Here is a 13,633-nt window from a genome sequence, read left to right on the forward strand (position 1 = left end):
TCCCCAATCCCACCGGTGGCGACGTCAGGCCGCCTCGTTCGCCCGCTGCCGGAGCTGGTCCGCGAACTCGAGCCACTCCTCGGCGATGCTGCGCGCGATGTCGGCGACCACGTACGTGCAGTGCGCCGGGATGGTGCCGATCAGCTCCGCGTAGCCTTGCGGCCCGGTGGCCTGGCTGTCGAGCCAGCGCAGCAGTGCACGGCCCGACTCGGTGAACCGGACGGACGGGTCGTGCCGCAGGTTCTGCAGGTTGACCGAGCGCTCCCGCATCGGTGGCCGGCGGCTCAGGCCGGAACGGGCCGGACGCGGCTCACCCCCGCGCTGACGCAGCGGCAGCGGGTCGTCGCCGCGCTTCATCCGCTCGCGTACGTCCCGGGCGGTGGCCGGGGAGATGCCGGCGGTCTTGGCGATCTCGCGCAGCGACGCCTCCGGTTTGCGGCTGATCAGCTCGCTGGCGATGCGGCGGCCCTCGGCGCTGTTGACCGGGCGCAGCCGGCCGTCGCGGCCGAGCCGGGCGTGCACGTCGGGGGCCCCGATGTCCTGCCGTCGGATGCTCGCCACGGTCTTCGCCGCGAGCCCGGCCGCGGTCGCGACCGCCCGGTCGGACCAGTGCGGGTGCGACCGGAGGATCCGCTGGGCCGCCGCCTCGCGGTCGGCCAGCGACAACGGCAGTCCATGGGTGACGTTGGCCTGCACCGCGAGGACGAACGCCGCCTCGACGGTGCCGTCGAACAGGCGGGCGGCGATCTGCGTCTCGCCGCGCAGGACGGCGGCGCGCAGCCGGTGCATGCCGTCGATCACGCGCATGGTGCCGCGGTGGACCAGGATCGGCGGCAGTGGCGCGTCCGTCTCGGCCAGTGTCTGCGCGTGCAGGTCGTCCTCGCCGGCCAGCCGGGGCGAGTCGGCCGCGCGCAGGCACGCGATGGGCAGCAGTTGCACCGGCCCGCCCTCGGCCGTACCCGTCGGCTCCTCGTCGAGGTCCGCCACCACCGTCATGGCTGCTCCCTTGGTCACGCCGCCTCCAGGGGATGTCGTATCTAGCTTTTACGTCTCTCGTCGCTTCGCAAGAGCCGTGATACGTGAATCCTAATCAGACGGGGAAGCCGAGCACACGCCCCGGACGTGCCGGGATCGCGACAGGTCAGTGATCGCCGTCGCTGCGCTATCTCGCTTTCAAGCGTCCCACCGGCGCTACGATCCCGTCGTGCGAGTGCGAGTGCGATACGACGCGACCGCGATCGCCGGACTGGACGACCCCTACCCCGCCTACGCGGCACTGCGGGAGGCCGGGCCGGTCGTGCCCGCCGGTCCCGGCGTGTGGGCGGTCACCGGGCACGCCGACGTCACCGCCCTGCTGGCCGACCCGCGCGTCGGCCACGAGTTCCCCGACGTCGTGTACCAGGCCTCGGGCGAGCCCGACGCGGTCACCGGCTTCTTCCGGGCCACAGTGCTCAACCGGGACGCGCCCGTGCACACCGTGCTGCGCCGGGCGATGTCCCGGCTGCTCGCGCCCCGGGCCGTGGCCGGGCTGCGCGGCCGCGTCGACGAACTGGTCGGCGAGCTGTTCACCGCGATGGACGGGGACGCCGACCTGGTCACCGGGCTGGCCGCGCCGCTGCCGGTGACCGTCGCCGCCGAGCTGCTCGGCATCCCCGTCGCCGACCGCGACCTGGTGCGCCCGTACGCGATGACGCTGGCCCGGGCCTTCGGCGCCGGCATCCGGGTGGAGGGCGACCGGGACGCCACCGCCGCCGCGGTGACCTGGCTGCGCGCCTACGTGCGGGAGCTGCTGGCCGAGCGCGAGCGCCGGGGTCGCGACGACGATCCGCTGGCCGGCCTGCTCGCCACCGCCGACCCGGGCGGCGCGATCACCGCCGAGGCGCTGGTGGACAACGTGATCTTCCTGTTCTTCGCCGGCTTCGACACGACCACCAACCTCATCGCCACCGGCTGCGCCGCCCTGCTGTCCCGCCCGGAGGTGCTGGCCCGGCTGCGGGCCGAGCCGGAGCTGGTGCCGAGCGCGGTCGAGGAGTTCCTGCGCTTCGACGCGCCGATCCAGGCCACCGCCCGGCTGACCCGCGCCCCGATCGAGGTGTCCGGCCGGCGGATCAACGCCAACCGGCTGGTCGTGCTGCTGCTCGCCGCCGCCAACCGGGACGGCAGGCGGTTCGCCCGCCCGGACGAGCTGGACATCGCCCGTACCCCGAACCCCCACGTCTCCTTCAGCGCCGGCCCGCACTTCTGCCTCGGCGCCACGCTCGCCCGGCTGGAGGGAGCGGCGGTGTTCGACCGGATCGCCCGCGGCCTGGCCGGCTTCGAGCCGGCCGGCGTCCCGGTACGCCGCCGGCACATGAGCTTCCGGGGGTACGACCACCTGCCGGCACGTGTTCGACTGGGCGCCTTCCCCGGTTGAACACCGCTACCGGACCAGGCGCACCGGCAACGACTTGATCCCGTTCATGAAGTTCGAGGCCAGCCGCTGTGTCGGGCCGACGCGGCGAAGATGCGGCAGGTGCGGGTGCAGCGCCCGCAGCAGCGCCACCGCCTCGGCCCGGGCCAGGTGCGCGCCCAGGCAGAAGTGCGGGCCCACGCCGAAGGCCAGATGCGGGTTCGGGGCCCGGTCCAGCCGCAGGCGGTCCGCGTCGGCGAACACCGCCTCGTCCCGGTTGGCCGACGCGTAGTACAGGACCACCTTGTCACCGGCCCGGATCGGCTGGCCGTCCAGCTCGGTGTCGGCGGTGGCGGTCCGGCGGAACTGCATGATCGGCGTGACCCAGCGCAGCAGCTCCTCCACCGCCGCCGGCACCCGGTCCGGGTCGGCCAGCGCGTCGCGGACGGCCGGGTCGTCGGCGGCCAGCTCCAGCGCGCCGGAGACCAGGTGACGGGTGGTCTCGTTGCCGGCCACCACGAGCAGCAGCCACAGGCCGCACAGCTCCGGCTCGGTCAGCGGCCGGCCGTCCACCTCCGCCGTCGCCAGCACGCTCGTCAGGTCGTCGCCCGGGTCGCGGCGGCGCGCGGCGGCGGCGTCGGCCGCGTACCCGAACGCGTCGGTCATGGCCCGCTTGAACGTCCGGACGTCGCCACCGCCGAACTCCGGGTCGTCGAAGCCGACCAGGTGGTTGCTCCAGGTGAACATCAGGTGCCGGTCCTGCGGCGGCATGCCGAGCAGGTCGGCGAGGACCACCAGGGGCAGCTCGGCGGCCAGGTCGCGTACCGCGTCGACCTCACCCCGGCCGGCCGCCGAGGCGACGATCCGGGCGGCGTGCGCATCGATGGAGTCCTGCAGCGCCCGGACCGTGCGCGGCGTGAACGCGGCGGTCAGCACCCGGCGCAGGCGGGTGTGCCCGGGCGGGTCCATGCCGGACAGCAGCTGGCGGGTGCGCTGCAGGTCGCCCCGGGTCTTCGGGTCGGCGAGGAACGGCCCGCGGGTGGCCGAGGAGAACAACGCCGGGTCGCGGGAGGCCCGCACCACGCTGTCGTACCGGGTCACCGCCCAGTACCCGTCGCCGCGGTGCAGCACCTCGCCCACCGGTCCGTCGCCCGCGCGCCCGGAGCGGCGGCGCAGGGCCGGCTCCCGTACCCAGGCCACCGGCGCCTCGGCCCGCCGCCTGGCGAACTCCCGCCACGGCGGTCCGGACACGTACGTGGCCGGGTCGGCGAGCAGTTCCGGCGACGCGTCAGGGCTCACCGCCGCCGTCATCCGTGGACCTCCGCCAGGATGCCGCGCTCACGCAGCAGCGGCAGCACGCCCTCGCCGAACCAGTACGCCTCCTCCAGGTGCGGCTGGCCGGACAGCAGCAGATGCTCCACGCCCAGCCCGTGCAGCTCGGCGATCCGGTCGGCGACCTGCTCGTGGCTGCCGACCAGGGCCGCCCCGGCGCCCGGCCGGAGCAGGCCGTACCCGGCCCAGACGTTCGGGTACACCTCCAGCCGGCCCTCGGCGCCGGCGCTCATCCGGGCCATCCGGCGCTGTCCCTCGGACTCGCTGCGCCGGAACCGCTCCTGGGCGGCGGCCACCGTCTTCGGGTCCATCCCGGCGGTCAGCCGGTCCGCCTCGGCCCACGCCTGCTCCGGCGTGTCCCGGGTGATCACGTGGAAGCGGGTGCCGCAGGAGAGCTTGCCGCCGGCGCGTTCGCGTACCTCGCCGAGCAACGCGCCCAGCTCCGGCGGCGACTCCCCCCAGGCCAGATAGACGTCACCGTGGCGCAGCGCGGTGTCCTGCGCACCGGCCGACGAGCCGCCCACGAACACCGTCGGCGCGGTCCGCGGCGGGCGTGTCACCAGAGCAGCCCGGACCCGGTGGTGCGCCCCCTCGAAGTCCACCGGTTCGCCGGTCCACGCCCCGCGCAGGATGGTGAGGAACTCGTCGGCGCGCTCGTAGCGCCGGTCGTGGTCCAGCCAGTCGCCGTAGCGGCGCTGCTCGTCCGGGTCGCCGCCGACCACCACGTTGAGCATGAGCCGGTCCCCGGACAGGCGCTGGAACGTGGCCACCATCTGCGCCACCAGGGTCGGCGACATCAGCCCGGGCCGCAGCGCGATCATGAACCGGATCCGCTCGGTGCGCCCGGCCAGCGCGGCCGAGACCAGCCAGGGGTCCTCGCAGAACATCCCGACCGGGATCAGCATGCCCTCGAAGCCGAGCCGCTCCGCCGCGAGCGCGACCTGGGCGAGGTAGGCGAGGTCGGGCTCCCGGCGTACCGTGCGCCGCGCGCCGGCACCCCGCGGACGCCAGCCGATGTCCCGCCCGTCGCTGTGCGACGGCAGGAACCAGTGCAGGTGCAGTGTCATCCGATCGTCCCTTCACCGGGCCGGGCACACGTTACGACTCCGCACATACGAGAGTCGACAAAGGAGGCCGCCGAAACCTACGTTGCTGGGGTCACCGACGGGCCGGGTGGCACCGCCCGGGCGAGGAGGATCCGCGATGGCGCAGCTGCTGCACCCGATGGTGGCCGCCGCGCCGGACGCGGTCGCGCTCGACGACGGCTACGCCGCGCTGAGCTGGCGGGCCCTCGACGAGCGGGTGAACCGCTGGTGCGACCTGCTGCGCCGGGAGGGGCTGCGCCCGGGCGACCGGGTGGGCGTGCTCGCCGGCAACCGGCACGAGGTGTTCGAGCTGCTGCTCGCCTGTCTGCACGCCGGTCTGGTGATCGTGCCGATGAACTGGCACCTCACCGGCGCCGAGGTCGCGTATCTGCTCTCCGACTCCGGCTGCCGGGCGCTGATCACCGACACCGAGCGCCTCCCGGCGGCCCGGGACGCGTGGCAGCGCAACGACCGCCGCCCCGGACTGCGCGTCGTGCTCGGCGACGAGCCGGTGAACGGGTTCGCCGCCGCCGAGCCGCTGCTCGCGCACGCCGACGCCGCCGAGCCGCCGGAGGCGGGCAGCGGCGCCACCGGCCTCTACACCTCCGGCACCACCGGCGCGCCGAAGGCGGTGGTCAGCCGGCTGTTCCGCCAGGGCGAGCCACTCCCCCGGCTGCGCGGACGCCTGAACCGGCTGTGCACGGTGCTGGGCATGCCGGCGGACGGGGTGAACCTGCTGTGCGGCCCCTGGTACCACTCCGGCCAGCTGTTCTTCTCGCTGCTGCCGCTGATCCGCGGGTTCCGGCTGGTCACCCGGCCCCGGTTCGACCCGGCCGCGACGCTGCGGCTGATCGACGCCGAGGGCGTCACCATGACGCACCTGGTGCCGACCCAGTTCGTGCGGCTGCTGCGGCTGGACCCCGCGGTACGGGCCGCGTTCGGCGGCGCCACGCTGCGGCGCGTCTGGCACGGGGCGGCGCCCTGCCCGGTGGACGTGAAACGGCAGATGATCGCCTGGTGGGGCCCGGTGCTGAGCGAGTACTACGCGGCCACCGAGGCGGGTATCGCCACGATCATCCACGCCGAGGACTGGCTGGCGCACCCGGGCAGCGTCGGCCGGCCGCTGCCGCGCACCGAGATCGTGGTGGTCGGCGCCGACGACATGCCGCTGCCGGCCGGGCACGAGGGCCGGGTCTACCTGCGCCGCCCGGACGGCTTCGAGTATCGCGACGCACCGGAGAAGACCCGGGCCGCGCACCGCGCCGACGGCAGCTTCACCTACGGCGACCGCGGCTACCTGGACGCCGCCGGCTACCTCTACCTGACCGGCCGCGCCGACGACATGATCCTGTCCGGCGGGGTGAACGTGTACCCGGCCGAGGTCGAGGCCGTCCTGCTGCGCCACCCCGCGGTCCGCGACGCGGTCGTCTTCGGCGTGCCGGACGAGGAGTTCGGGCAGCAGGTCCGGGCCGTGGTCGAGGTGGACACCCACGCGCTCACCGACGACCTGACCACCGCGCTGGACCGGCACTGCCGCCGCGAACTGGCCGGGTTCAAGGTGCCGCGCTCCTACGAGTTGTCCACCGCGCTGCCCCGGGAGGACTCCGGGAAGGTGCGGCGGCAGGCGCTGCACCGCAGTTCGGCACACCGATCGCAGATACCAGACAGCTGGCGGTGAGATGGACAAGGCCGGTTTCTACCGCGAGGCACGTCACGACGTGGACGGGCCGCTGCACGGCGTACGGGTGCTGGAGATCAGCAAGGTGTGGGCCGGGCCGATGACCGGCGCGGTCCTGGCCGACCTGGGCTGCGAGGTGATCCGGATCGAGATGCCCGGCAACCGGGAGGGCCGGATGCCGCCGGACATCCCCGGCACCGGCCTGTCCTGGTTCCGGGAGACGGTGCACCGCAACAAGCGCAGCGTGTCGCTGGACCTGCGCCGGGAACCGGCCCGGGAGGCGTTCCTGCGGCTGGTGGTCACCGCCGACGTGGTGGTGGAGAACTACCGGCCGGGCACGCTCGACGGATGGGGCGTCGGCTACGCGCAGTGCCGGCGCGTCAATCCCGACATCGTCTTCGTCTCCATCTCCGGCTGGGGCCAGTACGGCCCGCGCGCCACCGACGCCGGCTTCGACCCGATCGCGCAGGCAGCGGCGGGCTGGATGGGCCTCAACGGCGAGCCGGACGGCACACCGATGAAGGCGCCGTCCTTCCTCGCCGACGATCTGGCCGGGCTGCACGGCGCGATCGGCGCGCTGGCCGCGCTGCGCCACCGCGACCGCACCGGCGAGGGCCAGCACGTCGACGTGTCACTGCTGGACGCGTTGCTCGCCAACAGCGGCGGCTACCTGACGCTCGGCGCGACCGGCGTGCCGCTGCGCCGCTGGGGCGACCAGGCCGACTTCGTCGTACCGGCCGGCACGTACCGCTGCCGGGACGGCTGGCTCTACCTGGCGGTCGCGCTCGACAAGCACTGGCGCTCGCTCGCCGCGGCGATGGACCGGCCGGAGCTGGCCCGGGCCCCGGGCTTCGCCACGAACGAGGAGCGCCGTGCCCGCCGCGACGAGGTCAACGCGCTGGTCGGCGCGTGGTGCGAGGCGCGGACCGTGGCCGGGGCGGCGGCCGGGCTCGCCGCCGCGGGCATCCCGGCCGAGCCGGTACGCGACTTCGCCGACGCCGCCGCCGACCCGCACGTCCGGGAACGCGACATGGTGCAGACCGTCCCGCTGTGCAACGGCACCACGGGCCCGCTGACCGGCCCGGCTGCCAAGTTCTCCCGGACACCGACCCGGGTGCGGCACGGCGCGCCGGCCGTCGGCGCGGACACCGAGGCGCTGCTCACCGAGGCCGGCGTCGACCGGGCGGAGCTCGCGCGGCTGCGCGCGTGCGGCGCCACCGACCGACAGGAGGCCCCGGCGTGTACCCGCCCCCACTGAGCCCCTTCGACAGCATCGAGATCGAACGCTCCGGTCACGGGGTGCGCATCCGCACCCGTACCGTCGTCGAGCCGGACGGCCCGTACCTGTCCGGTCACTTCCCCGGCCGGCCGATCCTGCCCGGGGTATTCCTTGTCGACACGCTGCTGCGCGCCGTCTGCGCCGGAGTGGACGGCGCGCGCCTGACCGTGCTGCGCTCGGCCCGGTTCACCGCGCCCGTGCTGGCGCCGGGCGAGTTCACCATGCGCGTCGAGGTGACAGGTGACCCGGCGACCGGACCGCTCACCGCCCGCGCCCGCTGCCACCGGGGCGACGGGGAGCAGTGCGCCCGCCTGGAGGCGCAGTTCGACGCCGGGCGGTATCGGTGAGTGCGCCGGTCGGGCAGGAGGCGATCCGCGGGCTGCTGCCGCAACGGTTCCCGCTGCTGCTCGTGGACCGGGTGGTGGAGGTCCGGCCCGACGGGATCGTGGCCGAGAAGGCGGTCACCGCCGCCGAGTGGTGCTACGCGGGCCTGGACGAGACCACGTCTCCCGAGGCGTACGCGTATCCGGTGGCGCTGCTGCTGGAGTCGTTCGGCCAGGCCGCCGCGCTCGCCTGGTTCCTGCGCGCGGGCGTCGGCGTGCCGGGGCCGGGCAGCGGGCTGCTGCCGTTGTTCGTCGGCGTGCGTGAACTGCGGCTGTCCGGCGCCGCGTACCCGGGAGACGTGCTGCGCCACGACGTACGGCTGGACAAGGTCGTCGACGGCGCGGCCGTCGCGTCGGGCACCGTCACGGTCGGCGGGCGGACCACTGCGGTGATCGGTGAGCTGATCGCCGCCGTCCGGCCCGGCGCCGCGCTCGCGGAGCTGGGGTAGGCCGCGATGCCGGTGGAGATCGCGGCGAGCGCGGTGCGGACCTGCTTCGGCGACGGCGACGCCACGTTCGCCGCGCTGCTCGGCGGCCGGTGCGGGGTGGCGCCGCTGTCCGGCTACGACCCGGCCGCCGTGCACGTGCGGCACGGCTATCCGATCCCGGACGGCTCCGGCGGCGAGTTGTGGCCCGCCGCCGGCTGGCTGCGCGACTGCGTCCGGCGGGCGCTCGCCGACGCGGCGCTCGACCCGGCCCGGCACCGCGTCGCGGCGCTTGTCGGCACCGGGCTGCGCGAGCTGCGCGCGGTCGAGCGGGCGGTGGCCGACCGGGCGCCGTTCCGCGCGGGCGGGCTGCACTTCCGGTCCGCCGTCGCGGACGCCGGCGTGCCCGGCGCGGTCACCGTCGCGAACGCGTGCAGCGCGGGCGGGCACGTCCTCGCCCTCGCGCAGGACATGATCGAACTCGGTGAGGCCGACGCCGTCGTCGTCGCGGCCACCGACGCGATGACCGAGTCGATGCTCGCGATGATCGGCCGGGTCGCCGACGAGCCCGCCGACCGGGTACGCCCCTTCGACCGGGACCGGGCCGGCGTCCTGCTGGGCGAGGGGGCCGCCGCGCTCGTGGTGACCCGGGCCGGGCTGGCGCCACGCGTGCTGGCCCGGGTGGTCGCCACCGGACTGTCCTGCGACGCGTACCACGAGACCGCGCCGTCGGCCGAGGGTGTGCGCCGGGCGATGGACGACGCGTACGCCCGGGGTGCCCGGGAACCGGCCGACGCGGGCCTGGTGGTGGCGCACGGCACGGGCACGGCACTCAACGACCCGACGGAGGCGGCGGCGCTCGTGGCGCTGGGCGGCCCCACCACCGTCACCGGCCTCAAGGGCGCGATCGGGCACACCTCCGGCACCGCCGCGCTGCACGGCCTCGACGTCGCCGTCCGCTGCCTGCGTGCCGGGGTGGTGCCGCCGATCGCCGGGTTGCGCACGCCGCTGCCCGAGGCCGAGGGCCTCGACCTGGTCCGCGACCGTCCGGCCCGGACTCGGGCGACGCTGGCGCAGGTGAACGCGTTCGGCTTCGGCGGGGTCAACGCGGTGACGCTCGTCGAGGCCGCCCGATGACCGCCTCCGGACCGGCGGCGGCACTCACCGCCTGGTACGCGTACCTGCCCGGGCCGGACGCGCCGCCGGCGGAGCGGGCCCGGACCGTCCTCGGGCGCAAGGGACTGCTGTACAAGGAGACGGCGACCCGGCTGGCCCTGTGCGCGGTGCACCGGGCGCTCGGCCGGGCCGACGGCGACGGCACCCCGCCGGATCGGGTGGACCCGCGCACGGCGGTGGTGGCCAGCAGCAACCTGGGCAACGTCGGCACCGTCGCCGGGATCGTCACCACCGCCCGCGCCGACGGCTGGCGGGCGGTGTCCCCGCTGTCCGCGCCGAACGCCTCCCCCAACGTGGTGGCCAGCTCGGTGGCGATCTGGTTCGGCTTCGGCGGCCCGAACCTGATGTGCTGCTCCGGCGCCACGTCCGGCCTGGACGCGCTCGCCGCCGGGCTGCGGCTGCTGGCGGCGGGCCGGGCCGGCCGGGTGGTGGTGGTCGGCGCCGAGCCGGACGACGACATCGCCGTCGCGCTGCACGCGACCCGCCCGGACCGCCCCGGTCCGCTGCGTGCCGGCGCCGCCTGCCTGGTGCTGGAGCCGCTCGACCGGGTGCCCGCGCCGCACCTGGTGGTCGGTCCGGTGCGGACGGTTCCCGGTGACCCGCCGGACGGCCACGGCACCGGCGGCGAGGGCGGCCACTACGGCGCCGACGGCCTGGTCCCGGTCGCGCTGGCGGCGGACGCCCTGCGCGCGCCCGGCGGGCCGGCGGTCGTGGAGGTCCGCTGCGGCGACGACGAGGACGGGTTCCGCGCGGTCACGGTACGCGCCGCGCCGGACCCCGGGCCCGCACCCCGATCCGACAGTCGAGAGGAGACCCGGTGACAGCGGTCCTGCCGGACGAGACCACCACCGTGGCGCTGCGCCCCCGCTTCGAGGGCGCCAACATCCGTACCTGGGTGGGGTTCAAACACTTCATGTACCTGGCCGAGGAGGCGGTGCTCGCCTGGTTCCGCGAGCGCGACGCCGGGCCCTCGCGGCTGTACCACGAGCACGGCCTCGGCCTGGTGATCGCCGACGCCTCGGTGCAGTTGCCGGCGGTGCTCGACGTGGACGACGAGGTGACCGCCGAGGCGCGGCACCGCGGCGGCGGCGAGTTCGCGGTACGGCTGACCGCGCGCGGCGTGCCGGTGCTGCGCGGCCGGGTCCGCGCGGCGCTGGTCCGGACCGGCCCGGCCGTCGACGTCGCGGTCCCCGGTGACGTGCCGGTCGTGGCCGAGGTCCGGGCGGACGCTCCCGCACCCGCCGCCGACGCGGCCGGTACGCCGTTCGAGTGGCGGTGGCGGGCGCCGTACTTCTACTGCCAGTACTCGCAGCCGGTGCAGCACTCCGGCTACGTGCGCGCGGTCGAGGAGGTCGTGGACCGGTTCCTGGCGGCACGCGGCATCTCCGTCGGCCGGATGCTCGACGTGCGCGGCTGGATCCCGGTCGTGTCCCGCGCGTCCGTGCGGGTCCTCGCCGCCGCGCGGATGGAGGAGGAGATCGAGACCACGTTCACCGTCACCGACGTGCTGCGCGGGACCATGTTCGACGCCGACGTCCGCTTCGCCGTGCGGCGTGACGGCGAGCGGGTGCCGGTGGCCCACGCCCGCATCCTGCACGGGTACGCGATCAGCCGCGGCCCGGACGCGGGGCGGCTGGCCGAGTTCGACGACGAGGTCGTCGCCGCGCTGCTCGGGACGGCGTGATGGGGGCCCGGAGCGTCGCGGAGGAGCGGCTGCGCCGCAAGCAGCGCCTCGCGGCGGCGTTGCGGCTGTTCCACAGGTACGGCTTCGACGAGGGCGCCGGCGGTCACCTCACCGTCCGCGACCCGGGCGAGCCGCACCGGTTCTGGATCAACCCGTTCGGCCGGTCGTTCGGCCGGCTGTGCGTGAGCGACCTGCTGCTGGTGGACTCCGACGGCACCGTCGTGGACGGCGAGGGCACGATCAACCCGGCCGGTTACGCCATCCACAGCCGCATCCACGCGGTCCGCCCGGACGTCGTGGCGGCCGCGCACAGCCACAGCGTGTACGGGCGCGCGTTCGCCACGCTGGGCCGGCTGCTCGACCCGCTGACCCAGGACGCGTGCGCGTTCTACGAGGACCACGGCCTGCACGACGGCTACTCCGGGGTGGTCCTCGACCGCGACGAGGCGGACCGGATCGCCAAGGCGCTCGGCCCCGGCAAGGCGGTCATCCTGCGTAACCACGGCCTGCTGACCGTGGGCGGCAGCGTGGACGAGGCGGCCTGGTGGTTCTTCAGCATGGACCGCTGCTGCCGGATCCAGCTCACGGCGGAGGCGGCCGGCACGCCGGTGCCGATCGCGCCCGCCGAGGCCCGTCTCACCCGGGCCACCATCGGCACGCCGGGGCTGGGCCGGCTGAACTTCCGCCCGATGTACGAGGACGTCGTGCACGCCGAACCGGACCTGCTCGACTAGGGCTGGTCATCCGAGGGCGGCCGGACCAGGACGTGCGGCTGGGTGTACCCGGCCAGTCCCCAGTGTCCGTTCTCGACCCCGGGGCCGCTGTCCTTCCGCCCGCCGAACGGCAGGTCGGGCCGGACCCCGGCGGCGTGCGCGTTCACCGACACCTGACCCACGTCCAGGCGGGCGGCCACCGCGGCGGCCCGGTCCGGGTCCGCCGACCAGACCGAGGCGGTCAGGCCGAACGGTGTCGCGTCGGCCCGGGTGAGCGCCTCCTCGACGTCGTCGAACGCCAGCACCGGCAGCACCGGCCCGAACTGCTCCTCGGTGACGACCCGGTCGGTGTCGGACACGCCGGCCAGGACGGTGGGCGGATGGAAGTGACCGGGCCCGTCGACGGCTCGACCACCGGCGGCCACCGTCGCGCCGCCGGCGACGGCCGCGCGGACGAGCCCTGCCACGTACTCCCGCTGGGCCCGGGTGGTCACCGGGCCGAGCCGGACACCGGGGTCGGCGCCGGGGCCCATCGGGACGGTGGCGGCGCGGTCGGCGAGCGCCTCGACGAGCGCGTCGTGCACCGGCCGGGCCACGTACACCCGCTTGACCGCCATGCACATCTGGCCGCTGTTGGCGAAGGCCGCCCAGAACAGGTCGTCGGCGATCCGCGCCGGGTCGGCGTCGTCGAGCACCACTGCGGCGTCGTTGCCGCCGAGTTCGAGCGTGACCCGCCGGAGCCGCGCGGCGGCCTCCGCCGCGACCCGCCGGCCGGTCGCTGTCGACCCGGTGAAGGTGATCTTCCTGGGTACGGGGTGGGCGCACAGCCACGCCCCGAGCGGATCCGGCCCGGTCACCACGTTGAGCACGCCGGGTGGCAGCAGGTCACGCAGCAGTTCGCCGAGGGCGAGCGTGGCGAGCGGGGTGTGCGGGGAGGGCTTCAGCACCACGGTGTTGCCCGCCCGCAACGCCGGAGCGATCTTCCAGGCGGCGAGCGCGAGCGGATAGTTCCACGGCGTGACGGCGGCGACGACGCCGAGGGGCCGCGCGGTGACGATCGCCGTGTCGCGCCGACCGTCGACGATCTGGGGTCCGGTCTCGATGCCCGCGAAGTAGTGCAGCCACGCGGCGGCGGCGCGTACCTCGGTGGTCGCCTCGGCCAGCGGCTTGCCCTGCTCGGCGGTGACCAGCGCGGCGAGGTCGGCCACGGCGCCGAGGACCGCCCGGGCCGCGGCGCGCAGCACGCCGCGCCGCGCCTCGTCGTCGTGAGCCCACTGCGGGTACGCGGCGGTCGCCGCGGCCATCGCCCGGTCGAGCAGTTCGGGCGGGCAGGCCGGGGCGGTGGCGAACACCGCGCCGGTGGCCGGGTCGACGACGTCGAAGGTTCCGGCGCCGGCGGCCGGGCGGCCGTCGACGGTCATCGTCAGCGCCACGGCTGCCCCTCCGTCGCTGGTGCCTGCGGCTGGCAGCGTATCCGCGGGTGTGCGGG

13 protein-coding genes are annotated in these 13,633 nt (G+C 75.6%); 9 read left to right on the forward strand and 4 right to left on the reverse strand.

The window, feature by feature from the left end; translation table 11 throughout:
- Positions 1–24: 24 nt before the first annotated feature.
- The gene (locus ACPCK6_RS13415) at positions 25–1,014 is read right to left on the reverse strand and encodes a ParB/RepB/Spo0J family partition protein (protein WP_396881517.1); all 990 of its coding nucleotides are present in this window, start codon (positions 1,012–1,014) and stop codon (positions 25–27) included.
- Positions 1,015–1,204: 190 nt separating this feature from the next.
- Here ACPCK6_RS13415 and ACPCK6_RS13420 point away from each other — a divergent pair, with 190 nt between their 5' ends.
- Positions 1,205–2,413, forward strand: a complete 1,209-nt coding sequence (locus ACPCK6_RS13420; RefSeq protein ID WP_423481269.1) for a cytochrome P450 — start codon at positions 1,205–1,207, stop codon at positions 2,411–2,413.
- A gap of 6 nt (positions 2,414–2,419) precedes the next feature.
- On the opposite strand, the gene ACPCK6_RS13425 is transcribed toward ACPCK6_RS13420, so the two are convergent.
- Both ACPCK6_RS13425 and ACPCK6_RS13430 read right to left on the reverse strand, forming a co-directional pair.
- Entirely contained in the window at positions 2,420–3,700 is a 1,281-nt protein-coding gene (locus tag ACPCK6_RS13425) for a cytochrome P450 (protein WP_194800041.1), read from the reverse strand.
- On the reverse strand, positions 3,697–4,788 hold the full coding sequence (locus ACPCK6_RS13430) for an LLM class flavin-dependent oxidoreductase (RefSeq protein WP_194800040.1): 1,092 nt from the start codon (positions 4,786–4,788) through the stop codon (positions 3,697–3,699). The genes ACPCK6_RS13425 and ACPCK6_RS13430 overlap by 4 nt, the downstream gene beginning before the upstream one ends.
- Positions 4,789–4,924: 136 nt before the next feature.
- Between ACPCK6_RS13430 and ACPCK6_RS13435 the strand changes: the two genes are divergently transcribed.
- The 8 genes from ACPCK6_RS13435 to ACPCK6_RS13470 are packed head-to-tail and all read left to right on the forward strand — an operon-like array spanning position 4,925 to position 12,165.
- Positions 4,925–6,484 carry an AMP-binding protein gene (locus tag ACPCK6_RS13435; protein WP_281600894.1) on the forward strand — a complete coding sequence of 520 codons (1,560 nt, stop codon included), beginning with the start codon at positions 4,925–4,927 and terminating at the stop codon, positions 6,482–6,484.
- A gap of 1 nt (position 6,485) precedes the next feature.
- Positions 6,486–7,742 carry a CaiB/BaiF CoA transferase family protein gene (locus tag ACPCK6_RS13440; protein WP_194800038.1) on the forward strand — a complete coding sequence of 419 codons (1,257 nt, stop codon included), beginning with the start codon at positions 6,486–6,488 and terminating at the stop codon, positions 7,740–7,742.
- Positions 7,724–8,110: an ApeI family dehydratase gene (locus ACPCK6_RS13445; protein ID WP_167796877.1), complete on the forward strand. Its 387-nt coding sequence runs from the start codon at positions 7,724–7,726 to the stop codon at positions 8,108–8,110. The genes ACPCK6_RS13440 and ACPCK6_RS13445 overlap by 19 nt, the downstream gene beginning before the upstream one ends.
- Entirely contained in the window at positions 8,107–8,595 is a 489-nt protein-coding gene (locus tag ACPCK6_RS13450) for a 3-hydroxyacyl-ACP dehydratase FabZ family protein (RefSeq protein ID WP_269696747.1), read from the forward strand. Before ACPCK6_RS13445 ends, ACPCK6_RS13450 begins: the two co-directional genes overlap by 4 nt.
- A gap of 6 nt (positions 8,596–8,601) precedes the next feature.
- Positions 8,602–9,708 (forward strand): beta-ketoacyl synthase N-terminal-like domain-containing protein, encoded by a 1,107-nt coding sequence (locus ACPCK6_RS13455; RefSeq protein ID WP_355511157.1) that lies wholly within the window; start codon positions 8,602–8,604, stop codon positions 9,706–9,708.
- Positions 9,705–10,568, forward strand: a complete 864-nt coding sequence (locus ACPCK6_RS13460) for a beta-ketoacyl synthase N-terminal-like domain-containing protein (RefSeq protein WP_423481270.1) — start codon at positions 9,705–9,707, stop codon at positions 10,566–10,568. The genes ACPCK6_RS13455 and ACPCK6_RS13460 overlap by 4 nt, the downstream gene beginning before the upstream one ends.
- Complete coding sequence (locus tag ACPCK6_RS13465) at positions 10,565–11,431, forward strand: acyl-CoA thioesterase (protein WP_396881509.1); 867 nt, start codon at positions 10,565–10,567, stop codon at positions 11,429–11,431. Before ACPCK6_RS13460 ends, ACPCK6_RS13465 begins: the two co-directional genes overlap by 4 nt.
- A complete protein-coding gene (locus ACPCK6_RS13470) occupies positions 11,431–12,165 on the forward strand; it encodes a class II aldolase/adducin family protein (protein ID WP_396881508.1) in 735 nt (244 codons plus the stop codon). Before ACPCK6_RS13465 ends, ACPCK6_RS13470 begins: the two co-directional genes overlap by 1 nt.
- Here ACPCK6_RS13470 and ACPCK6_RS13475 read toward each other — a convergent pair.
- On the reverse strand, positions 12,162–13,577 hold the full coding sequence (locus tag ACPCK6_RS13475) for an aldehyde dehydrogenase family protein (RefSeq protein ID WP_396881507.1): 1,416 nt from the start codon (positions 13,575–13,577) through the stop codon (positions 12,162–12,164). The two genes, ACPCK6_RS13470 and ACPCK6_RS13475, sit on opposite strands and share 4 nt — an antisense overlap.
- Between the last annotated feature and the right edge of the window lie 56 nt (positions 13,578–13,633).

Source organism: Micromonospora sp. AB353 (genome assembly GCF_049538395.1).
Taxonomy (GTDB): Bacteria; Actinomycetota; Actinomycetes; order Mycobacteriales; family Micromonosporaceae; genus Micromonospora; species Micromonospora aurantiaca.